The organism is Arthrobacter silviterrae (genome assembly GCF_011045165.1).
Taxonomy (GTDB): domain Bacteria; phylum Actinomycetota; class Actinomycetes; order Actinomycetales; family Micrococcaceae; genus Specibacter; species Specibacter silviterrae.
Map to the genome: position 1 here is coordinate 112,744 of NZ_JAAKZI010000004.1, position 21,228 is coordinate 133,971.

General features: G+C 66.1%; 22 protein-coding genes and 1 tRNA gene. 17 read left to right on the plus strand and 6 right to left on the minus strand.

Annotation, left to right across the window (positions count from 1 at the left end):
• Nucleotides 1-2: 2 nt before the first annotated feature.
• Together G6N77_RS04070 and G6N77_RS04075 are read left to right on the plus strand one after the other, a co-directional pair.
• Entirely contained in the window at nt 3-986 is a 984-nt protein-coding gene (locus G6N77_RS04070; protein ID WP_165180731.1) for a MaoC family dehydratase, read from the plus strand.
• Between the two features lie 49 nt (nt 987-1,035).
• Nucleotides 1,036-1,617 (plus strand): COG4315 family predicted lipoprotein, encoded by a 582-nt coding sequence (locus G6N77_RS04075; RefSeq protein WP_165180732.1) that lies wholly within the window; start codon nt 1,036-1,038, stop codon nt 1,615-1,617.
• Nucleotides 1,618-1,632: 15 nt separating this feature from the next.
• On the opposite strand, the gene G6N77_RS04080 is transcribed toward G6N77_RS04075, so the two are convergent.
• On the minus strand, nt 1,633-2,367 hold the full coding sequence (locus G6N77_RS04080) for an anti-sigma factor family protein (RefSeq protein WP_165180733.1): 735 nt from the start codon (nt 2,365-2,367) through the stop codon (nt 1,633-1,635).
• Entirely contained in the window at nt 2,364-2,894 is a 531-nt protein-coding gene (locus G6N77_RS04085; protein WP_165180734.1) for a sigma-70 family RNA polymerase sigma factor, read from the minus strand. The genes G6N77_RS04080 and G6N77_RS04085 overlap by 4 nt, the downstream gene beginning before the upstream one ends.
• A 188-nt stretch (nt 2,895-3,082) precedes the next feature.
• Between G6N77_RS04085 and G6N77_RS04090 the strand changes: the two genes are divergently transcribed.
• Nucleotides 3,083-3,568 carry a hypothetical protein gene (locus tag G6N77_RS04090; protein ID WP_165180735.1) on the plus strand — a complete coding sequence of 162 codons (486 nt, stop codon included), beginning with the start codon at nt 3,083-3,085 and terminating at the stop codon, nt 3,566-3,568.
• Between the two features lie 72 nt (nt 3,569-3,640).
• Here G6N77_RS04090 and G6N77_RS04095 read toward each other — a convergent pair.
• A tRNA-Leu gene (locus G6N77_RS04095) sits at nt 3,641-3,723 on the minus strand.
• A 193-nt stretch (nt 3,724-3,916) separates the two neighbouring features.
• Between G6N77_RS04095 and G6N77_RS04100 the strand changes: the two genes are divergently transcribed.
• Nucleotides 3,917-5,221 carry a M20/M25/M40 family metallo-hydrolase gene (locus G6N77_RS04100; protein ID WP_165180736.1) on the plus strand — a complete coding sequence of 435 codons (1,305 nt, stop codon included), beginning with the start codon at nt 3,917-3,919 and terminating at the stop codon, nt 5,219-5,221.
• 9 nt (nt 5,222-5,230) lie between these two features.
• Nucleotides 5,231-6,385, plus strand: coding sequence for an acyl-CoA dehydrogenase family protein (locus G6N77_RS04105; protein ID WP_165180737.1), 1,155 nt, complete (start codon nt 5,231-5,233; stop codon nt 6,383-6,385).
• On the opposite strand, the gene G6N77_RS04110 is transcribed toward G6N77_RS04105, so the two are convergent.
• Entirely contained in the window at nt 6,382-6,621 is a 240-nt protein-coding gene (locus tag G6N77_RS04110) for a DUF5703 family protein (RefSeq protein WP_165180738.1), read from the minus strand. The genes G6N77_RS04105 and G6N77_RS04110 overlap by 4 nt on opposite strands.
• 111 nt (nt 6,622-6,732) lie before the next feature.
• Here G6N77_RS04110 and G6N77_RS04115 point away from each other — a divergent pair, with 111 nt between their 5' ends.
• Nucleotides 6,733-7,005: a hypothetical protein gene (locus tag G6N77_RS04115; RefSeq protein WP_165180739.1), complete on the plus strand. Its 273-nt coding sequence runs from the start codon at nt 6,733-6,735 to the stop codon at nt 7,003-7,005.
• A 51-nt stretch (nt 7,006-7,056) separates the two neighbouring features.
• Here the strand turns inward: G6N77_RS04115 and G6N77_RS04120 are convergent, their stop codons facing one another.
• The gene (locus G6N77_RS04120) at nt 7,057-7,989 is read right to left on the minus strand and encodes an aldo/keto reductase (RefSeq protein WP_165180740.1); all 933 of its coding nucleotides are present in this window, start codon (nt 7,987-7,989) and stop codon (nt 7,057-7,059) included.
• An 85-nt stretch (nt 7,990-8,074) separates the two neighbouring features.
• Between G6N77_RS04120 and G6N77_RS04125 the strand changes: the two genes are divergently transcribed.
• Nucleotides 8,075-8,911 carry an undecaprenyl-diphosphate phosphatase gene (locus G6N77_RS04125; RefSeq protein ID WP_165180741.1) on the plus strand — a complete coding sequence of 279 codons (837 nt, stop codon included), beginning with the start codon at nt 8,075-8,077 and terminating at the stop codon, nt 8,909-8,911.
• Nucleotides 8,912-8,993: 82 nt separating this feature from the next.
• A complete protein-coding gene (gene mshC, locus G6N77_RS04130) occupies nt 8,994-10,289 on the plus strand; it encodes a cysteine--1-D-myo-inosityl 2-amino-2-deoxy-alpha-D-glucopyranoside ligase (protein ID WP_165180742.1) in 1,296 nt (431 codons plus the stop codon).
• 23 nt (nt 10,290-10,312) lie between these two features.
• Here the strand turns inward: mshC and G6N77_RS04135 are convergent, their stop codons facing one another.
• Complete coding sequence (locus G6N77_RS04135) at nt 10,313-11,203, minus strand: PAC2 family protein (RefSeq protein ID WP_165180743.1); 891 nt, start codon at nt 11,201-11,203, stop codon at nt 10,313-10,315.
• Between the two features lie 105 nt (nt 11,204-11,308).
• On the opposite strand from G6N77_RS04135, the gene G6N77_RS04140 reads away from it, so the two are divergent.
• The 9 genes from G6N77_RS04140 to pafA all read left to right on the plus strand — a co-directional run bounded on the left by G6N77_RS04140 (nt 11,309) and on the right by pafA (nt 21,160).
• Complete coding sequence (locus G6N77_RS04140) at nt 11,309-12,058, plus strand: HAD family hydrolase (protein WP_165180744.1); 750 nt, start codon at nt 11,309-11,311, stop codon at nt 12,056-12,058.
• On the plus strand, nt 12,055-13,203 hold the full coding sequence (locus G6N77_RS04145) for a site-2 protease family protein (RefSeq protein WP_165180745.1): 1,149 nt from the start codon (nt 12,055-12,057) through the stop codon (nt 13,201-13,203). Before G6N77_RS04140 ends, G6N77_RS04145 begins: the two co-directional genes overlap by 4 nt.
• Nucleotides 13,204-13,291: 88 nt before the next feature.
• The gene (locus G6N77_RS04150) at nt 13,292-14,368 is read left to right on the plus strand and encodes a tRNA (adenine-N1)-methyltransferase (RefSeq protein ID WP_165180746.1); all 1,077 of its coding nucleotides are present in this window, start codon (nt 13,292-13,294) and stop codon (nt 14,366-14,368) included.
• A gap of 104 nt (nt 14,369-14,472) precedes the next feature.
• Nucleotides 14,473-16,326, plus strand: coding sequence for a proteasome ATPase (gene arc, locus G6N77_RS04155; RefSeq protein ID WP_165180747.1), 1,854 nt, complete (start codon nt 14,473-14,475; stop codon nt 16,324-16,326).
• 14 nt (nt 16,327-16,340) lie between these two features.
• Nucleotides 16,341-17,918 carry a depupylase/deamidase Dop gene (gene dop, locus G6N77_RS04160; protein ID WP_165180793.1) on the plus strand — a complete coding sequence of 526 codons (1,578 nt, stop codon included), beginning with the start codon at nt 16,341-16,343 and terminating at the stop codon, nt 17,916-17,918.
• A 92-nt stretch (nt 17,919-18,010) separates the two neighbouring features.
• Entirely contained in the window at nt 18,011-18,217 is a 207-nt protein-coding gene (locus G6N77_RS04165; RefSeq protein WP_165180748.1) for a ubiquitin-like protein Pup, read from the plus strand.
• A gap of 6 nt (nt 18,218-18,223) precedes the next feature.
• Nucleotides 18,224-19,045: a proteasome subunit beta gene (gene prcB / locus G6N77_RS04170; protein ID WP_165180749.1), complete on the plus strand. Its 822-nt coding sequence runs from the start codon at nt 18,224-18,226 to the stop codon at nt 19,043-19,045.
• Nucleotide 19,046: 1 nt separating this feature from the next.
• Nucleotides 19,047-19,784, plus strand: a complete 738-nt coding sequence (gene prcA, locus G6N77_RS04175) for a proteasome subunit alpha (RefSeq protein WP_165180750.1) — start codon at nt 19,047-19,049, stop codon at nt 19,782-19,784.
• 2 nt (nt 19,785-19,786) lie between these two features.
• Nucleotides 19,787-21,160 carry a Pup--protein ligase gene (pafA, locus tag G6N77_RS04180; protein ID WP_165180751.1) on the plus strand — a complete coding sequence of 458 codons (1,374 nt, stop codon included), beginning with the start codon at nt 19,787-19,789 and terminating at the stop codon, nt 21,158-21,160.
• The last annotated feature ends 68 nt before the right edge of the window (nt 21,161-21,228 follow it).

Sequence of the window (21,228 nt, forward strand, 5' to 3'; positions counted from 1 at the left end):
CCATGGACCAGCAACTCACGGAGATGCCTCTGCTTTCCAAGCTGTATCTCAATGCGGCGGCCACGGCGGCAAAGCAGCGGCTTTTGCGCACCACGCCTGTGGCGGCCCTGCCGGCCCGCGCCGTGGAAGTCCGGGGCGTGCAGGCCGACCTGGCCAAGCTCACCGCATTCCAGCACCTCATGGGCAAACCGGCCCGGGATGTCCTGCCGTCCGGCTACATCCATGCGCTGGCCTTTCCCGTGGCCATGAGCGTCATGGTGCAGGACGACTTCCCGCTGCCGCTGCTGGGCATGGTCCACCTCGACAACGCTGTGGAGCACCTGGCCCCCGTCCGGTTTACCGATGTCCTGTCCATCCGCGCCTGGGCTCGCGAGCTCAAGGGGCACCGGAGCGGCACCCAGGTCCAGCTGGTGGCGGAGGTTCGCAGCGACGACGGCCTGAGCCTGTTGTGGCGCGGGGTTTCCACCTACTTGGCCAAGGGCATCTACCTGCCGGGTTTGGACAAGCCGGGCAAGGGTCCCGCCCCGGGGGACAGGGCCATTTTCGCCCCACCGCAGCCCACGGCCCGGTGGCAGCTCGGCGTGGACACCGGCCGTGCCTATGCGGCGGTGTCCGGCGATTTCAATCCCATCCACCTCAGCGTCCTTTCCGCCAGGGCGCTGGGCCTGCGCCGCTCCATCGCCCACGGCATGTACGCTGCGGCGCGGGTGCTGGCTGACATCGGCTCGCCCAAACCTGACCACTTCAGCTGGAACATCTCCTTTGAATCACCCATCTTCCTTCCGGCCCAGGTGTCGCTTCACATCGCCGACACTTTCGCCGACGACGGCGGTTGGCAGGGTTCGGAGTTCACCGCCTGGAACGCACACAGCGCCAGGGTGCATTTCCGGGGGAGTGTGGTGGCGGGTGCCGCTGTTCCACGAACCACGGTTGGGCAGCCAATTCCCGTGACCGGAGCTGAACCCGGGGCCGCGCCGCTGCGTTGAACGGGTGTGGCAGCTCCCTGCTGCCACACAGCGCAAGGGAGTGGTCATCATGAATTGGCAATGCGGAAAACTGGCAGCCGCTGCCGCCGCAGGAATGCTGATGCTGGCAGGGTGTTCAGGCAACGCTGCCGGCCCGGCCGCCGGCGACAGCCATTCGAGCCCGGCCAACCCGGTGCAGGGCATGAGAAGCCAGCCCAGTCCCAGTTTTCCCAGTCCGGGCCGGGCGGCCGCCGCGCTAAGGAGGGGGCAGACGTCCCTGGGAACGGTGGTGGTCAACGGGCAGGGCATGACGGTGTACGTATTCGACAAGGATGCCGCCAATTCCGGCACCAGTGCGTGCACCGGACCCTGCCTGACATTCTGGCCCCCCGTCAAGGCCACGGCGGGGACGCCGCAGGCCACCGGCGTCACCGGCACGGTAGGCACCATCACGCTGCCCAACGGCACCCGGCAGCTCACCCTCAACGGGCTGCCGCTGTACACCTATGCGGCTGACGCCAAGACCGGCGACACCTCCGGGCAGGGGAACCAGGGATTCGGCGCCGCCTGGTGGGTTGTTGGGCCCGACGGGCGCAAGGTGTCCTCCTCACAGTCCCCAAGTCCCAGCCCCTATACCGGGCAAGGCTACTAAAGCCGGGAACGGCTGCTAAAGACCGGCACGCAGCAATGGTGCCGGTGATGCCTGGTCCCGAATCAACACCTCCCTGATCGAGCCAACCGGGATGGTGGTGGTTGCCACGGGCGAGACAACGCTGCCCGGACCTGCCTTCCATGTCGCCACGGAGACCTGCTCGCCAGCCGTCGTCACAACGACAAGTTCATAGACCCCGGGAGCAGCCGTGTTGCCGTAGGCAGTGCCATCGGCTTCGGCACCCGCGGCACTGTAGCTGCAGGTCCACTCCAACAGGGTGCCCCAGGGTTCGGGCGTCACCTGGCCGCGGGCCGCCAGGAGCTGCTGCCCGGTGCTGCTGAAGGCCAGCTGCACTGCGGCCCTGTCCGGTGTGGTGGTCGCCTGTGCAGCTGGCGGCGCTTCAGCGGGCTGGAGGCTGGCGGTCACGGCGGCCGTGCCGCCCACCAAGGCAAGCACGGCGGCAGCTGCCGCCACCGCCTGGCCGGCCCGCCGGCGTCGTGCCTTGCGGGCGAAAACGGCGTAGGGTGCAGGGTTCGGCAGGGCCGGGCGGCCGTCGGGGTCCAGGGTGTCCGGTCCCACCAGGGCCAGCAAGCCGGGGAGGCCGCACAGTTCAGCCAAGCGGTCGCGGCAGCGCCGGCACGCCGCCACATGCTGTTCGTAGTCGTGCCGCTCCGACGCCGGCAGGGAACCGAGCACATAGGCGGCATCCCAGGAGGCGTACGGGTCAAGCTCCGAAGGCGTGGTGTTCACCGGCTGCTCACCCCTCTCTCTTCCAACGCGAGCCGCAGGGCACGCAGGCCATAGTGAAGCCGTGACTTGACAGTGCCGTCCGGCAGGCCGAGGGCGTCAGCGATGGTGCGGGTGTCCTGTCCGTCAAAGTAGGCAAGGCGGATCACCTGCCGGTGTTCGGGGGTCAGGGTGAGCAGGGCATCCTCCACCAGCCAGGCATCCAAAATCCTGTCGGTCTGATCCGGCCCGGGCTGTTCCGGCAGCTGGTCCGTGCCAATCTCCCGGCGGTGCCGCGCACTGCGCCAATCATCAATCACCAGGCGGCGGGCCACGGTGAACAACCAGGCACGGAGGGCCGGTTCGCTGCGCTGCAGCACCTCCGGGTGCTCCCAGGCCCGCAACAGCGTTTCCGCAACCACGTCCTGGGCCACCGTCCCTTCCCTGGTCAGCCGCTGGACGAAGCGCGTCAGCTGCGGGGCGAAGTCATGGTGGAGCGCACGCATCGCCTCCTCGCGTGCCGGGGTCCCGGTGCGCGCTTGCTGGTCCATGTCAACACCTTTCAGGCCCGGAAACCGGGCCGCAGCTCCACTCCACCCCTTAGACGAAACAGCACCCTTCCTGGTTCATTTTAATTCCGTCCGGTGAACCTTGTGCGGCCGCAGTGCGTCATTTGTTTGTGGGTTCCATGCAGAGGGACCCATGCGACCCAAACCCAATCACTGCCCGGGGCGATCCCATGAACTATGAATTCGACGGCCTTCCACTGCACATCCTCCTGGTCCACGCCGTGGTGGTGATGCTTCCGCTGGCTGCCCTGTGCACCGCAGCAACAATGACGTGGCCATGGGCCCGGCGCCGGCTGGGGCTGGCCACGCCGGTGTTGGGCCTGCTCACGCCTGCCCTGGTCATTCTTACCCAGCGCGCAGGGGAGTGGCTGCTGGTGCGGGTGGCGAACACTCCCGCCATCGTGGCCCACGCCAACGACGGCCGGACACTGCTGCCGTGGGCCTGGGCTCTCTGCGGGGCATCAGTCGCGGCATGGCTCTGGCACCGCCTGTCGGTGCCGCAACTTCTGGCCCGGAAGATCGGCCGGCGCTTGGGCTGGGCCGCAACCTTCGTGCTGGCGGCAGCTGTGCTCTTCGCCTGCGCCGGCGTGCTCGCGGACGTGGCCATCATCGGGGAGGCCGGCTCCCGCGCTGTCTGGGGAGGGGTGCTCGGCTGAGGCGCAGCGCCGGGCAGTTCCAGGCAGCAAAAAGGCCCGGAAGATCAGTTGTGATCTTCCGGGCCTTGTTTGTGCGCGGAGGGGGACTTGAACCCCCACCCCGTTTCCAGGACTAGCACCTCAAGCTAGCGCGTCTGCCATTCCGCCACCCGCGCAGGTGATTGCGGGAGCACTCTTCTTCCTTTCGGAGGAATCGTTGGCTCCCGAAGCAGCGAGAAATACGATAGCACAGCTTTTACGGGAAACAACAATCGGGTAATTCACGGCCGGCGAAGGGTGCGGCCACTGCTCGCTTCGCGCTGCGGCGGTAGGCTGGGATGGACGCCAAAATCCATAAGGAGCCAATCCGTGAACACCCTCCGGGCCGAAGACGAAGTCGTCGGCATCTGCCAGGATCTCATCCGCTTTGACACCACCAACTTTGGCACGAATGAGGGGCCGGGGGAGCGGGCCGCCGCCGAACACGTGGCCGCCCTCATCTCCGAGGTGGGGCTGTCCGCAGACCTCTACGAGTCGGCACCTGGCCGGGCCAACGTGGTGACGCGCCTGGAAGGCAGCGACCCGTCGCTGCCTTCCCTCGTGGTGCATGGGCACCTTGACGTGGTCCCCGCACTGGCCCACGAGTGGAGCGTCGATCCGTTCGGGGCCGAGGAGAAGGACGGCCTGATCTGGGGCCGCGGAGCCGTGGACATGAAGGACATGGATGCCATGATCCTTTCAGTCATGCGGTCGATGGCCCGGGACGGCCGCAAGCCCCGGCGTGACATCATCTTCGCGTTCTTCGCCGACGAAGAGGCGGGCGGCACCTACGGCGCCCGCTGGTCGGTGGACAACCGCAGGGACCTCTTCGACGGCGCCACCGAGGCAATTTCGGAGGTTGGCGGCTTCTCCGCCGACATCGGCGGCAAGCGGGCCTACCTGCTCCAAACCGCGGAAAAGGGCCTGGCCTGGCTCCGCCTCACCGCCCACGGACGCGCCGGGCATGGCTCCCAAATCAACACAGACAACGCCGTGACCCGCCTCGCCCAGGCAGTTACACGGATCGGCGGCCACCAGTGGCCCATCGAGTACACGGCCACCACCCGCCAGTTCCTGGAAGGCGTCTCGGAACTGACCGGCGTCGAATTTGATGAAGGGAACCCGCAGGCTTTGCTGGACCAGTTGGGCACCGTAGCCCGGTTTGTGGGCGCCACACTGCAAAACACGGCGAACCCCACGCTGCTCTCCGGTGGCTACAAGGCCAACGTGATTCCGGGCACAGCGGAGGCGCTCATCGACGTGCGCACGCTCCCCGGCCGCCACGAGGAAGTCCTGGAACTGGTCCGCGAGCTCGCCGGCACCGGAGTTGCTGTGACTGTCGAACATGACGACGTGGCCCTCGAAACGGCGTTTGCCGGCAACCTGGTGGATGCCATGGTGGACGCCCTGAACGCGGAGGATCCGGGCGCCAAGGTCCTGCCGTACACGCTCTCCGGCGGCACCGACAACAAGTCCCTCTCCCGTCTGGGCATCACCGGCTACGGCTTTGCCCCGCTGCAGCTGCCACCGGAGCTCGACTTCACCGGCATGTTCCACGGCGTGGACGAGCGCGTGCCCACCGAGTCGCTGAAATTTGGCGCGCGCGTGCTGGACAGGCTCCTCACCAACTACTAAGGAACGGCCATGACCGAGCTCAATGAACTGCTGCCCGACGCGCTGCTCGAGCGCTTCCGCGACCGCGCGAAGGGCTATGACGAGCGCAACGAGTTTTTCCACGAGGACCTGGCCGAGCTGAAGGCCCGGGGCTACCTGGGCATGTTTGCCTCCGAGGACGACGGCGGACTCGGGTTTGGACTGGAACAGGCGGCCCGGGCGCAACGCCGGCTGGCGACGGCAGCGCCCGCCACGGCCCTGGCAGTCAACATGCACCTGGTGTGGACCGGCGTCGCGCATCTTTTGCATGAACGCGGCGATGATTCCCTGCAGTATGTTCTGGCAGAGGCAGTGGCAGGGGAAGTGTTTGCCTTTGGCAACTCCGAGGCAGGCAACGACTCGGTGCTCTTCGACTCGAACACCGAGGCCCGCCCGCTGCCCTGCGGCGCATATTCCTTCACGGGCACCAAGATCTTCACCTCGCTGTCGCCGGCCTGGACCAGGCTGGGCATCTTCGGCAAGGACACGACGGGGGAGGCGCCGGAACTAGTCCACGCCTTCATCACCCGGGAAACGCCCGGCTACACCATCAAGGACGACTGGAACACGCTGGGCATGCGCGCCAGCCAGTCCAACACCACCGTGCTCGACGGCGTTGTGGCCCCGGCAGAGCGGGTTTTCCGCAAGCTTCCCGTGGGACCCAATGCCGACCCGCTGATCTTTGCCATTTTTGCCTGCTTTGAAACGCTCCTGGCGGCCGTTTACACGGGCATTGGTGAACGGGCCCTGCAGATCGGCGTGGACACCGTGCAGCTGCGGAGGTCCAAGAAGACGGGAAAGGCCTACTCCCAGGACCCGGACATTCGCTGGCGGATTGCCGATGCCGCCATCGCGATGGACGGGCTCTACCCGCAGCTCGACGCCGTGGCCAGGGACATTGACGCCCTGGCCAACCACGGCGCGCAGTGGTTCCCGCAAATGGTCGGGCTCAAGATTCGCGCCACGGAAACCGCGAGGACAGTCGTGGACCTCATGATCCGCGTCTCCGGAGGCGGCAGCTACTTTGCCGGGAATGAACTGGGGCGGCTGTACCGCGATGTGCTGGCCGGGATTTTCCATCCCTCGGACGACGAGTCCGCGCACGGAACCGTGGCCAACGCGTGGCTGGGACCGGTCGAGGACTAAAAGACGTCCAGCGTGCGCTCCACGCGAAACACCCTGCGGCGCAGCCAGTATTGCCGGCTGCCCCCGATGTAGAGCCGGGTCCGTTCCAGTTCCCACTTGCCGTACTCGGCGTGTTCACGCAGACGCTGGTAGGCCACCGGTACGGGCTCGTCCGGGCGCACGGACAGGATCAGGTACTCGTACTGCCGGTGTGGTGCTCCCGCGCCGGTGCGCGCGGGCCTGAGAACTTCCTTCATGGCCCTCCATTCCGCCCTGTTTGGGCTGAAGCTGTTCCCACCATTAAAGCTACCCCCGGAACGGTCGAAAAGGTCTTTCAAGTTGGGGGACACACTGGTAGCGTCAAACGCATGAGCATTGATCCCCGCGCAGCATTGAATGCCCTGACCACCGCCCTGGAGGAACACCTCGTGGCAGCCTCCGCGCGCCGGGGTGACGAAGATCCCATCGTGGAAGCAACATTCCTGGGCATCATCGACGCCTTTGAAGTGTATGAAGAAGCCCTCTTCGACGCCTTTGAGGAAGTGACCCCTTTGGTCATATATGGCGAGGATGAGGAGTTTGGCGATGACGACGATTCGGACGAGGACGTCGATGACGACCTCGACCCGATTGACGGCTGAAAGCTGACGGCTGTGGGGTCCTGGCAGGCCCCGGACGCCCCATGGACAGTTTTACGGGTGCGAGACCTCATCCAGGACTGCTGAGATTTGTTCCGGCAGCGGCTCCAGTGACGACGCCAGGATGCTCTCAAGCTGGGCAGGTGTGCGCGGTCCCACCACGGCCCCTGCCACGCCCTGCTGGTCCAGCACCCAACTCAATGCCACGTCCAAAGGGGCGCGGCCCAGCCCCTTGGCGGCAGTCACCAACGCCTCCGTGATGCGGCTGGGGCGGCCCTTGAGGTACGGCTCCACGTAGCTGCCCATGGCTTCGCTGGCGCCGCGGGAATCTGCAGGAATCTGCCCCCGGTACTTCCCCGTGAGCACGCCGCGGCCCAGGGGCGCCCAGCACATCACGCCGCTTCCCACATGTTCCGCTGCGGGAAGCACCTCGCGCTCAATTCCCCGGGACAACAGTGAGTATTCCACCTGGTTTGCCACCAGGGCCGTGTCGGACAGGGTCGCGGCCCGGGCCAATTGCCAGCCGCTGTAGTTGGATACGCCCGCGTACCTGGCCCGGCCTGTGGAGACAGCCAGGTCCAAGGCGCTCAAGGTTTCCTCCAAGGGAACATTCTCATCCCAAATGTGCGCGAGCCACAGGTCCAGGTGGTCGGTGCCAAGCCTGGCCAGGGTGGCGTCCAGGCTGGCAAGCATTGCGCGGCGGGAGGTGTCCACCATGCGCTTGCCGTTGCGGTGGCTGACCCCGGCCTTGGAAACCAGCACCACGTCGCTGCGCGGCACCACGTCCCCAAGCAGTTCACCCAGGATCGCCTCGCTGCGCCCCTCAACGTAACTCACCGCCGTATCAACAGTGGTTCCGCCGGCTTCCATGAAGGTGCACAGCTGCTCCTTGGCGGCCTCTTCGTCGGTTTCCCTGCCCCAGGTCATGGTTCCCAAGGCCAGTGCCGAAACCCGCAGTCCGCTGGTGCCCACGAATCGTTGTTCCATAACTGCAAGCTTACGGGGCCGCGGGAGGTGCATTTTTCGGCGTGGCCGACGTTGGCCGCAGCGATCATGCCATAGGCTAAGCCCCGTGAACTGGTTCGAAGCGGCCTTCCTGGGCCTCATCCAAGGCTTGACAGAATTCCTCCCCATCTCCTCCAGCGCCCACCTTTTTGTGGTGGGCAAGTTCCTGCCGTCCGGCGAGGACCCCGGTGCTGCATTCACTGCCGTGAGCCAGCTGGGCACGGAGGCCGCCGTCGTCGTCTTTTTCTGGCGTGACATTGTCCGGATCATCGGGGCCTGGTACCAATCCCTCCGGGGCAAGGTGCCCCGGAATGACCCGGACGCCCGCATGGGCTGGCTGGTCATCATTGGCAGCGTGCCGATAGCACTCCTCGGCGTGGTGTTCCAGCACTACATCGAAACCTCGCTGCGAAACCTGTGGATTGTGGCCACAACGCTCATTGTGTTTGGCCTGATCCTGGCCGTGGCTGACGCCGTTGCCCCCCAGCAGCGGGAGCTCAAAGACCTGACATACAAGCACGGCATCCTGTATGGCCTGGCCCAGGCCCTGGCCCTCATTCCGGGCGTCTCCCGCTCCGGCGGCACCATCACGGCCGGCCTGCTCATGGGATATACCCGTGAAGCCGCCGCCCGCTATTCGTTCCTGCTGGCCATCCCGGCAGTGTTTGGCAGCGGCTTCTATGAGCTGTACAAGATTTTCGGCAAGCACGAAGGCTCCCAGGGGCCGTTTGGGCTCGGGCAGACAGCCCTGGCCACCGTCATCGCATTTGTTGTGGGATATCTCATCATCGGCTGGTTCCTGAAGTTCATCTCCACCAAGAGCTTCCGCCCGTTCGTCTGGTACCGCATCGCCTTGGGACTGGCCCTCTACATGCTGCTCGGCTTCGGGATCATCACGGCATAAGGCAAGGAGGACGCTAGCGCCTAACGCCCTCCCCAAGCTCGCTGCGCTCGCTTGGGGCCCCTCGGGCGTTAGGCTTAGTCCCGTGAAAACTTGGAAGTCCCGCCCTGTTCCTGAACTCCCCGGCACCATGCCGGCAATGTTCCTGCATGAAACCACCCAGAACCGTGTCACAGCGCTGCCTGACGCAGAGTCGGCCAGTCTCTATGTATGCGGCATCACCCCCTACGACGCCACCCACATGGGCCACGCGGCCACCTATGTGGCCTTTGACCTGCTGAACCGGGCCTGGCGCGACGCCGGGCGCACGGTGGCCTACGTCCAGAACGTAACGGACGTGGACGATCCCCTGCTGGAGCGCGCCATTCGCGACGGCGTCGACTGGCGTGAACTGGCGGCTCAGCAAACAGCTTTGTTCCAGGCGGACATGGAAGCGCTCAATGTCATTGCGCCCGACCAGTACATTGGCGCCGTCGAGGCCATCGGGTGGATTGTGCCGCAGATCCAGTCATTGGTGGATGCGGGCCTGGCCTACAGCGTTCCCGGCACCGGCGGCGAGCCCGACGGCGACATCTACTTCTCCGTCGACGCTGCCTCGGCGGCACCCCACGGCGACAGCATCGACGGCCCGTGGTGGCTGGGCCAGGTCTCCGGACTCACGGCGGAAGAGATGCTTCCCGTCTTTGCAGAGCGCGGCGGAGACCCGGACCGCCCCGGCAAGCGCAACCCGCTCGACGCCCTGCTGTGGCGCGTGGCCCGCGACGGCGAGCCGCACTGGGACGGGGCGGCCCTGGGCCAAGGCCGCCCCGGATGGCACATTGAATGCACCGTCATCGCCCAGCGCTTCCTGCCGGAGCCCTTCACCGTACAGGGCGGCGGCTCAGACCTGATCTTCCCCCACCATGAAATGGGTGCCGGACACGCCTTCGCGCTCAGCCACGTCCAAATGGCCCAGCACTACGCACACACGGGCATGGTGGGCCTGGACGGGGAAAAGATGAGCAAGTCGCTCGGCAACCTGGTCCTGGTCTCCAAGCTCAGGGCCGACGGCGTGGAACCGGCGGCCATCCGCCTGGCCATCCTCGCCAACCACTACCGCTCCGACTGGAGCTGGACGGATTCGCTGCTCAGCAACGCCCAGCACCAGCTCTCGCTGTGGCGCAAGGCCGTGGGCCAGGCACCCGAAGGCAGCGCCACCGCGCTGCTGGCCGAGGTACGGGCCGCGCTGGCAGCCGACCTTGACGCACCCAGGGCGCTGGCCGCCGTCGACCATTGGGCACAGCAGGCCCTCTCAGCAGCTCCGGGGGCGCCGGAACCGTCGGGGCGTGACGAGGCGCTGGTTTCTGATGCAGTTGAGGCCCTCCTCGGCGTGGAGCTGTAGCCCCACTACGGCCGCGCAGCTGCCTAGGGCTGTTCGCGGCCGCGCCGGCGCAGGTACCGCTCAAATTCCTTGGCGATTGACTCGCCGGTGGCTTCGGGCAGGTCCTCGGTGTCCTTCGCCTCTTCCAGCTGGCGGACGTAGGCGGCAATTTCCGGGTCACCCGCCGCCAGCTCGTTGACACCGCGCTCCCACGCGAGGGCGTCGTCGGCCAGTTCTCCCGTGGGCAGGGAAACCTGCAGGAAATCCTCAATGCGATTCAGCAGGGCCAACTCCGCCTTGGGGGATGGCGCCTGGGCCACGTAGTGGGGCACGGCCGCCCAGAGCGACACCGTGGGCAGCCCGGCCAGCAATGCCAGCTCGTTCAGCACTCCCACAATGCCGATGGGGCCTTCATACTCCGAGGCTTCCAGCTCCAAGCGCTCGCGCAGCTCGGCATCGTCGCAGGTGGCTGTGACGGGGATGGGCCGGGAGTGGGGCACGTCCGCCAGCAAGGCGCCCACCAGCAGGACGTAGTTGACATCAAGTGCGGCTGCACGGGCCAGGAGTTCGGCCGTGTACGCCCGCCAGCGGTAGGAGGGCTCCACGCCGTGGACAAAGATGACATCAACGGCGGTGCCGGGAATGGTGGCCTTGGCGATCTTCGTCACAGGCCACTTGATCTTGCGGGCGCCTGTGGGAGTTTGGCGCACTTCGGGGCGGGTGAACTGGAAGTCGTAGTAATCGTCAGGCTCGATGACGGCCACCCGCTTGGCGCCCCAGAGCCGGTGCAGGTACTTCAGCGCATCGCTGGCCGCCTCCCCGGCGTCGTTCCAGCCCTCGAAGGCCGCCAGCAGCACCGTGACACGCTCGTCCCCGGCCGCCGGCTCCAGCAGGTGCCGGCTCTCGCTTGCTTTCCCATCGTTGTCACTGCTCACGGCTCAAGCCTACGTCGGGCCGCGAGGTGCGCCACAGCACCGCGGAAAATTCACCCGGACCGTGGCGCAAAAGTTACGTACAGGCTTCCCCCGTAGACTGGGGGCATGCATTCACCGTCTGCTTCCGCCCTGCAATCAAGCCCCCTTGCAGCCGCCAGCACGCTGCCCGAACTCAAAGCCGCCCTGTGGGACATGGACGGCACCCTTGTTGACACCGAACCGTATTGGATTGCGGCGGAAATCGAATTGGTGACCGCCCACGGGGGGTCCTGGAACCTTGAACAGTCCAGCAAGCTGGTGGGCAACGCCTTGGAAACGACGGCGAAAATCCTCCAGCGCGAAGGGGTGGACCTCCCCGTCCGCGCCATCGTGGACACGCTGTCCAACGCCGTCATCGACAAGATTCGCCACCAGCTGCCCTGGCGTCCCGGCGCCTTGGAACTGCTGGCCGAACTCCACTCGCGGGGTGTGCGTTGCGTGCTGGTCACCATGAGCGAGCTCAATCTTGCCGGCGAGGTGGCGCGGGCGCTGCCCGGGCCGTACCTGGAATTTCTCGTCACGGGTGACCAGGTGGCCAACGGCAAGCCGCACCCGGAACCGTACCTCGCCGCCGTCGAACGCCTCCGCCAGGCGGACCCGTCCCTGACCGGCGCCAACTGCGTGGCCTTTGAGGACTCCATCCCCGGCGTCACCTCCGCACTGGCCGCCAACCTGGCCACAATCGCCATCCCGCACGTAGTCCCCCTGCCCGAGGACGCACGCCGCACCACCTGGGACACGCTGGACGGCAAGACGTACGACGACGTTGCCCGGGCGCTCGCTGCCCGCAGCACCATGAACGGGGCCGCCCTGTGAGCGCCGCCCCCGGAACGCGGCCCCGCCGCGAAGGCCTGGTGCTTGGTTCCGTCCGCGGGACACCCATCATTCTCGCCAATTCCTGGTACCTGATTGCCGGGTTCACCGTGCTGGTCTTTGGCCCGCAACTCCAGAACGGCTATCCGGGCCTGGGTGCGGGAGCCTACCTGGTGGCCTTCGCGTACGCCGTCCTGCTGCTGTTCTCCGTGCTGGTCCATGAACTGGCGCATGCGCTGGCCGCCAAGATGTATGGTTGGCCCACGCACAAAATTGTGCTCAACCTCTGGGGCGGGCACACGGAATTTGATTTCAGCACGGCCACGCCCGGACGCGCGCTGGTGGTTGCCTTTGCCGGTCCCGTGGGCAACTTTGTGCTCGCTGCGGCCGCCTATCCGCTCATGCTGTCCCTCCAGATGCCCACCTCACGGGCCGGCGCCATTGCCTTGCTCCTGACAAACATCTTCCTGTGGGCCAACGTGCTCATTGGCGCGTTCAACGTACTTCCCGGGCTGCCCCTGGACGGCGGGCGCCTGGTGGAGTCCATTGTCTGGAAGGCCACCGGCAACCAGGAAAAAGGCACCGTGGCGGCGGGCTGGGCCGGCCGGGTCATCGTGGTCCTCCTGGTGGTGGGTGCCCTGGGTCTGCCATACCTTCAGGGGTCCCAGCCCGACCTCACCAACACGTTCATTGTTGTGCTGCTGGCCGGCTTCCTGTGGATGGGGGCCTCAGCCTCCATCAAGGGCGCCGCCATCCGCCTCAGGCTGCCTGCCATCACGGCCAGCCGGCTTGCCGCCCCCGCCGTGAGCGCCTCGATCGACTGCAGCGTGGCCCAGTTGTGGTCGTTGCGGGGACAGTATCCGGGCGTGCCCATCGTCCTGTGCTCCGCCGACGGCCGGCCCGCCGCCGTCGTGGATGAACACGCCCTGGCGAACGTGCCGCCCAACCTTGCCGGCCACACGCTGGCTCCTGCCGTGGCACGTTCCCTGACCTCCGGGGCCCATGTTCCCGAAACGGCGTCCGGGGCCGAACTGGTCCAATACCTTTCCCAATTGCCGGACAAGGACTACGCCGTGGTCAATGACCAGGGCAGGGTCACGGGCCTGCTCAGCCAGGCCAGGGTAGTCGCGGCCATCACCGGCAAATGACCATGCCGTCCCCGTCCAGGCCGGTCCACAAACCTGACAGCACCTCCATCACTTTTCACGCACCTCTTCGCCCGTTAGGACACCACGCATGAGCCAGACCGAACCCACCAGCACCCTCCAGGAAGACGCCGGAACCACCCTGCCGCATGGTGCCGCCGCCCGCCGCGGCCCGTTCCGCGCCGGCGAAAGGGTCCAGCTGACGGACGAGCGCGGCCGCATGAACACCATCACGCTCACTCCCGGCACGGCGTACCACACACACAAGGGATTCCTCAACCACGACTCCCTCATCGGCCAGGCCGAGGGTTCCATGGTGGAAAACAACGTGGGCCAGCTCTACCAGGCGCTGCGACCGCTTTTGTCGGACTTTGTGCTGTCCATGCCGCGCGGGGCCGCAGTGGTTTATCCGAAGGACGCCGGCCAGATCATCACCATGGCGGACATTTACCCCGGTGCGCGCGTGGTCGAGGCCGGAGTCGGCTCCGGCGCGCTTTCCATCTCCCTGCTGCGCGCGGTGGGCGACTCGGGCTACCTGCACTCCTTTGAACGCCGGGAGGAATTTGCCGACATCGCGCGCGGCAATGTGGAGACCATCTTTGGCGGACCGCACCCGGCATGGCGGATTTCGCTGGGTTCCTTCCAGGATGAAGTGGTGGCCCAGGAAGCTCCGGGCAGCGTGGACCGCGTGGTCCTGGACATGCTTGCCCCTTGGGAATGCCTGGACGCCGTGGCCACCGTGTTGGCCCCCGGGGGAGTGTGGATCAACTATGTTGCCACCGTCACCCAGCTCTCCCGCACGGCGGAAGCCATTCGCGCCGACGGCCGCTTCACTGAACCGGATGCCTGGGAGTCCATGGTGCGGGGCTGGCACCTGGAGGGGCTGGCCGTCCGCCCGGACCACCGGATGGTGGCCCACACCGGCTTCCTGATGGTCACCCGGCGCCTGGCCGACGGCGTAACAGGGCTTAACCTGAAAAAGAAGGCCAAGGCTGAATTCACCGAGGAAGACCTCAGCGCCTGGACACCCGAGGCCGTGGGGGAGCGCGCTGTTTCGGACCGCAAGCTGCGCCGGGCAGCCCGCGATGCTGCGTCCACAGTACAAACCAGGGGCACCAAGAGCAAGATCACCGACGCCGAAACCGGCGGTGGCGCCCCGGGGCACTAAGGTCGATAGTAGGAGCAGCTGGCCACGAAACGGCCAACTGCACAGGGCGGTGGTGCACCCGTCCCTCGATGCACCACCCGTTCCTTGCGGAAGGACACAACATCATGGGCGATGCGATCAACAACCTGCCGGATGCCGGGGCCTCAGGCCCCTCCGAAGGCCGCGGCACTGCGGCACACCCCACCGGTGCTGAGCCGGTGCCGCCGGCGGCGCCGCAGTACTCGGCGCCCTACGCGGCCGGGCCCGGCCAGCTTGCCGTGCTGGAGCGCCAGCTCAACGTGCTCCGGGACAAGGCCCGCAACCTGGACCGGCAGCTGTCCTCGGCCACCCAAAACAACTCCCGGCTGACCACCATGCTGGAAACGGCCAAGACGGAAATCCTCAAACTCCGCGCCGCGCTCGAGAATGACGGCCAGCCGCCGTACGGATTCGGCACCGTCCTGGCGCTCAACCCCCGCAAGCCCTCAACGCCTGCCGCCAGGTCTGGCGCAGCGGGTGGCGCCGCCGTGACGGAGGAAAGCGTTGACGTCTACGCGTCGGGGCGGAAGATGCGCGTGGGCCTGAGCCCGCTGCTGCGGATCGGGGAACTCGGGGTGGGGCAGGAAGTGCTGCTCAACGAAGCCTTCATCATCATTGCCGGCCTGGGATATGAGCGGGTTGGCGAACTCGTCACCGTCAAGGAGCTTATGGGCAGCGACCGTGTCCTGGTGGTGGGCCGCGCCGACGAGGAACGCGTGGTGAGGCTCTCCGGCGCCCTGATGGCCGGAAAGCTGCGCGTGGGCGATGCCCTGACCATTGACGGGAAAACTGGCTATGCCCTGGAGAAGGTTCCGCGCTCCGAAGTGGAGAACCTGATCCTGGAGGAAGTGCCGGACATTTCCTATTCGGACATCGGCGGGCTGGCGTCTCAGATCGAACAGATCCGCGACGCCGTCGAACTTCCCTTCCTGCACCCGGACCTCTACCGCGAGCACGGGCTCAAGGCGCCCAAGGGGATCCTGCTGTACGGCCCTCCGGGCTGCGGCAAGACACTTATTGCCAAGGCGGTGGCCAACTCGCTGGCCAAGCGGGCCCGGGAGCGCTCCGGCGTCAAGGACCAAAAGAGCTACTTCCTGAACATCAAGGGCCCGGAACTGCTCGACAAATACGTCGGGGAGACCGAGCGCCAGATCCGGCTGATCTTCAGCCGCGCCCGCGAAAAGGCCTCCGACGGCAGCGCCGTGGTGGTCTTCTTCGACGAAATGGACTCGCTGTTCCGCACCCGCGGCACGGGCGTGTCCTCCGATGTCGAAACCACCATCGTGCCCCAGCTGCTCAGCGAGATCGACGGCGTGGAGCGGCTGGACAACGTCATTGTCATTGGCGCCTCCAACCGGGAGGACATGATTGACCCGGCCATCCTGCGCCCCGGCCGGCTGGATGTGAAGGTCAAGATCAACCGGCCCGACGCCGAGGCCGCTGCAGACATCTTCGCCAAGTACGTCACCACCGAGCTGCCCTTCCACCACTTTGACGTGCAGGCCAACAACGGCAGCCTGGCGGAAACGGTGGCGGCCATGATCCAGCGCACCGTGGAGGCCATGTACGCCACGGACAAGTCCAATGAATTCCTGGAGGTCACCTACGCCAACGGCGACACCGAAATGCTCTACTTCAAGGACTTCAACTCCGGCGCCGTCATTCAAAACGTGGTGGACCGGGCCAAGAAGTATGCCATCAAGGACCTGCTGCTCAGCGGTGAGAAGGGCATCCGCATTGAGCACATGCTCCGGGCCGTGGTGGATGAATTCCGCGAACACGAGGACATGCCGAACACCACCAACCCGGACGACTGGGCAAGGATTTCGGGCAAGAAGGGCGAAAGGATCACCTACATCCGCACCATTGTCCAAAGCAAGGAAGGCCAGCTGCCGGGTCGGACCCTGGAGACGGTCAGGAACACGGGACAGTACCTGTGAGCGCTGTCCGCGTCATGGGGGCGGAGACCGAGTATGGGATCCACACTCCCGGCAACAGTTCCTTCAACGCCACCTGGCTGTCCACCCAGGTGGTCCATGCCTACTCCAAGGAGACGGGGCACCGGGCAGCGGCCGGCGGGGAAACGCGGTGGGACTACACGGATGAGGACCCCCTGGCCGACGCCCGCGGCTGGGTCCTGCCCAGGCAGGAGGCGGACCCCTCCCAGCTCACTGATTCCGAACCAGAGCTGACGGCCGCCCAGATTGCCCTGGAAGGCGGTGTTGCCCTGGACCACAGCGGGCCACTGATGATGAACATGGTGCTGGGGAACGGCGCGCGCCTCTATGTGGACCACGCCCATCCCGAATATTCCTCCCCGGAAGTGACCAACCCGCTCGACGCCGTCCGCTGGGACGCTGCCGGGGACGTGGTGGCGCTGGCCGCCATCCGCCGCATTGCCGCGACGCAGGGACTGCCGCCCATCAACCTGTACAAGAACAACACGGACAACAAGTCAGTTTCCTACGGCAGCCACGAAAACTACCTGGTGCCCAGGCACGTCCCGTTCAACAGCATCGTCACGGGGCTCACGCCGTTCTTCGTGACCCGCCAGCTCATGTGCGGTGCGGGCAGGGTGGGGCTGGGCCAGGACGGCTCCGGCCACGGCTTCCAGCTCAGCCAGCGTGCGGACTTCTTTGAGGCGGAAGTCGGCCTGGAAACCACCATCCGCCGCCCCATTATCAACACCCGGGATGAGCCGCACTCCGTGGTGGACAAGTACCGGCGGCTGCACGTCATCATTGGCGATGCGAACCTCAGCCAGGTGTCCAACTACCTCAAGTTCGGCACCACGGCCATAGTGCTGGACATGATTGAGCAGGGCACCGCCCCCGTGCTCGCATTTGCCGACCCCGTGGCAACGCTCAAGGACGTCAGCCATGACTGGCAGCTCCGGGCCAAGCACCTGCTCCGTGACGGGCAGAGGGTCACGGCCCTTGAGGTCCAGCGGCTCTACCTTGAGGCCGCCAAGGAACACTGTGCAGCAAACGGCTCCTCACATCCGGACACGGGGGACGGGCACACGGCCGCCGTCCTGGCCAGGTGGGAGGACGTCCTCACGGCCCTGGCCGCCGATCCCATGACGCTGGCGAACCAGCTGGACTGGGTGGCCAAACTGAGCCTGCTGCAGCAGTACCGGGCCCGCGACAACATGGCCTGGAATGATCCACGCCTGGCCCTGATCGACCTGCAGTGGGCCGACATCCGCCCGGAAAAGGGACTGTACTACAAGCTGCTGCAACTGGGCCGCATGGAACGGCTGGTCACTGACCAGTCCATTGCCCACGCCGCGGAACAGCCGCCCGTGGACACACGCGCCTATTTCCGCGGGCAGTGCATCCAGCGATACGGCGAAAGCGTAGTGGGCGCCAGCTGGGACTCCGTCATCTTCGAGCTGCCCCACCAGCGCCGGCTGCAGCGTGTGCCCACCAAGGAGCCGCTGCGCGGCACGCGTGAACTTACGGGGGAGCTGTTTGAGACCAGCCCGGACGCCGAAACGTTCCTGGGCAGGCTGCTCGCCGGCGCTCCCTGAACCGTCCCCCGGACACACTTGGGGAGCATGGGCCAAACAGTGCGCAGCCGTGGCAGGATGGAAGTGAAGGATCCATCCTGAAAGGACACATCATGGCTTCGCAGGAACAAAAGAACGTTTCCTCCCGGACTGAGGAGGAACAAGTCGACGAGGCCCCGCTGCCCACACCGGCCCCGGACTCCGGAGCCGCCCAGGCTGCCACCTCGGGCGTGGATGACCTGCTGGATGAAATTGACGGCGTGCTTGAATCAAACGCCGAGGAATTTGTCCGCGGATTCGTCCAAAAAGGCGGCCAGTAGCCCACCATGGATGCCCACCAAAGGAACGTCATCCCGTCGCTGGAAACCGCAGGCTCGTCGTCGTCGTTCCTTGATTTTGTCACGCAAAACAACCCGGGCCTGCTGCCCTTTGGCCGCCCCCTGCCAGCCGGCCAGCTGCCCCCCGTGCCCCACGGCACCACCATCGTGGCGCTAACCTTCGCCGGCGGCGTGGTGATGGCGGGGGACCGGCGCGCCACCATGGGCACCATGATCGCCAACCGCCACATTGAGAAAGTGTTCCCGGCCGACAGGTACTCGGTGCTGGGCATCGCGGGAACGGCCGGAATTGCCATCGACATTGTCAGGCTCTTCCAGGTGGAACTGGAGCACTACGAAAAGATTGAGGGCACGCTCCTCAGCCTGGAGGGCAAGGCCAACCGCCTCGGCGCCATGATCCGGGCCAACCTGCCCATGGCCCTCCAGGGCCTCTCCGTGGTGCCGCTTTTCGCCGGGGTGGAAACAGCCAGCAGGGAAGGCAGACTGTTTTCCTACGACGTCACCGGCGGCAGGTACATCGAGCTGGAACACCACAGTGTGGGATCCGGTTCCGTGTTTGCCCGCGGCGCCTTGAAAAAGTTGTGGCGCCCGGACATGGACGCCGCCACCGCCGTGGCCGTTGCGGTGGAGTCCCTGGTGGATGCCGCCGATGACGATTCCGCCACGGGCGGGCCGGACCTGGTCCGCAAGCTCTGGCCGGTGGTCTATGTGGTGACGGACGACGGCGCCACCCGGGTTTCCGAGGAGGCGCTGGCTGCCGCGGTGCAACAGATTGTTGACCGGCGCATGGTTGAAGGAAGGGAGGCCTGAGATGTCCCAGCAATTTTATGTGTCCCCCGAACAGGTCATGAAGGACCGCGCCGATTTTGCCCGCAAGGGCATCGCGCGCGGGCGTTCGGTGGTGGTGCTCGGCTATGGGGGCGGCGTTGCCCTGGTGGCCGAAAACCCTTCACCGACGCTGCACAAAATCGGGGAGATCTACGACCGGATCGGCTTTGCCGCGGTGGGCAAGTACAACGAATTTGAGAGCCTCCGCCAGGCCGGCGTGCGCTATGCCGATGTGCGCGGCTACTCCTACGACAGGTCGGACGTGAGCGCACGCGGCCTGGCCAGCGTGTACGCCCAAAGCCTGGGCACCGTGTTCACTGCCGAACAAAAACCGTTTGAAGTGGAGCTGGCAGTGGCGGAAGTGGGCGCCACCCAGGCCGAGGACCACATCTTCCGGCTCACCTTTGACGGTTCCATCGCCGACGAGTCCGGCTACCTGGCAATGGGCGGGAAGGCGGAGATCGTCCAGCAAAAGCTCGCCGACACCTGGGAGCCGGGGGCAACCCTCGCCCAGGTCCTCAAGTGGGCCGTTGACGCACTCCAGGCCCCGCACCAGGACGGCTCGGACAGCAGCAACGGGGCCGAATCCCTGGGGGCCGCCAATCTCGAAATGGCTGTCCTGGAACGCAATGTTGTCGAGGTCAGGGGCACCCACCGCGCCTTCCGCCGGCTGGGTCCGGACGCCGTGCAGCAGATGCTCGCATCCGGGGGAGGGGACTAGCCATGGACAGGCGCATCTTCGGCATAGAAACGGAATTCGGCATTGCCTATTCGGCTCCGGGGCAGCGGCCCCTGACGCCCGAGGAAGTGGCCCGCTACCTGTTCCGCAAGGTGGTGAGCTGGGGCCGGTCCTCCAATGTGTTCCTGCCCAACGGCTCCCGCCTGTACCTGGATGTAGGCTCCCACCCCGAATATGCCACAGCCGAATGTGACAGTGTGGAACAGCTCATTGCGCATGACCGTGCCGGGGAGCTGATTCTCCATGACCTGGTCACGGAGGCGCAGTCCCGGCTTGCCCTTGAGGGCCACTCCGGGAAAATCTTCCTCTTCAAGAACAATGTCGACTCCGCCGGCAATTCCTACGGCAGCCACGAAAATTACCTCATCACCCGGCGGGGCGAGTTCAACCGGCTGGCCGACATCCTCATTCCCTTCCTGGTGACCCGCCAGCTCATTGCCGGTGCGGGCAAGGTGCTGGGCCCCCAGCAGGGCGGCCATTTCGCCTTTTCCCAGCGGGCCGACCACATTTGGGAAGGTGTCTCTTCGGCAACCACCCGCTCCCGGCCCATCATCAACACCCGCGATGAACCGCACGCCGACGCCGAACTGTACCGGCGCTTGCACGTGATCGTCGGGGACTCCACCATGTCCGAGACCACCACCATGCTCAAGGTTGGCACGGTGGACCTGATCCTGCGCATGGTGGAGGCCGGGACCATCATGACGGACATGCGCATGGAAAACCCCATCCGCAGCATCCGGGAAATCTCCCACGACCTGACGGGCAAGCACGCTGTGAAGATGGCTGACGGGCGCACCATGACGGCCATCGACATCCAGCGCCACTATCTGGGAAGGGTGGGCGCCTTTGTCCGCTCCCACGGCGCCCACAACGCCCTGGTGCCGCGCATCCTTGACCTGTGGGAGAGGACCCTGGACGCCATCGAGACGCAAAACTATTCGGGCATCGACACCGAAATCGACTGGGCCATCAAGCGCAAGCTGCTTCAGGCCTATGCAACCCGGCACGACGTGGACCTTGGCTCGGCCAGCGTGGCCCAGCTGGATTTGCGCTACCACGACATTTCCCCCGAACGCGGCCTGTTCAACGTCCTGGAACGCCGCGGCGCTGCCGCCCGGGTCACCACCGACGCAGCCATCGAGGACGCCAGGGAGACGCCGCCCGCCACCACGCGGGCCAGCCTGCGCGGGCGCTTTGTGTCCGCGGCCCGGGAATCCGGCCGCGACTACACGGTCGACTGGGTGCACCTGAAACTCAATGACCGTTCGCACCAGACCATCCTGTGCAAGGACCCGTTCAAGAACAGCGACGAACGCGTGGACGCCCTGATCGACTCACTGCGCCCTGACGCCTAGCAGCGGACAGGCAACATCCAGACTTGGCGGCTAAGCTGGACGCGCCCGCAATTGCAGCAACGAGCGGG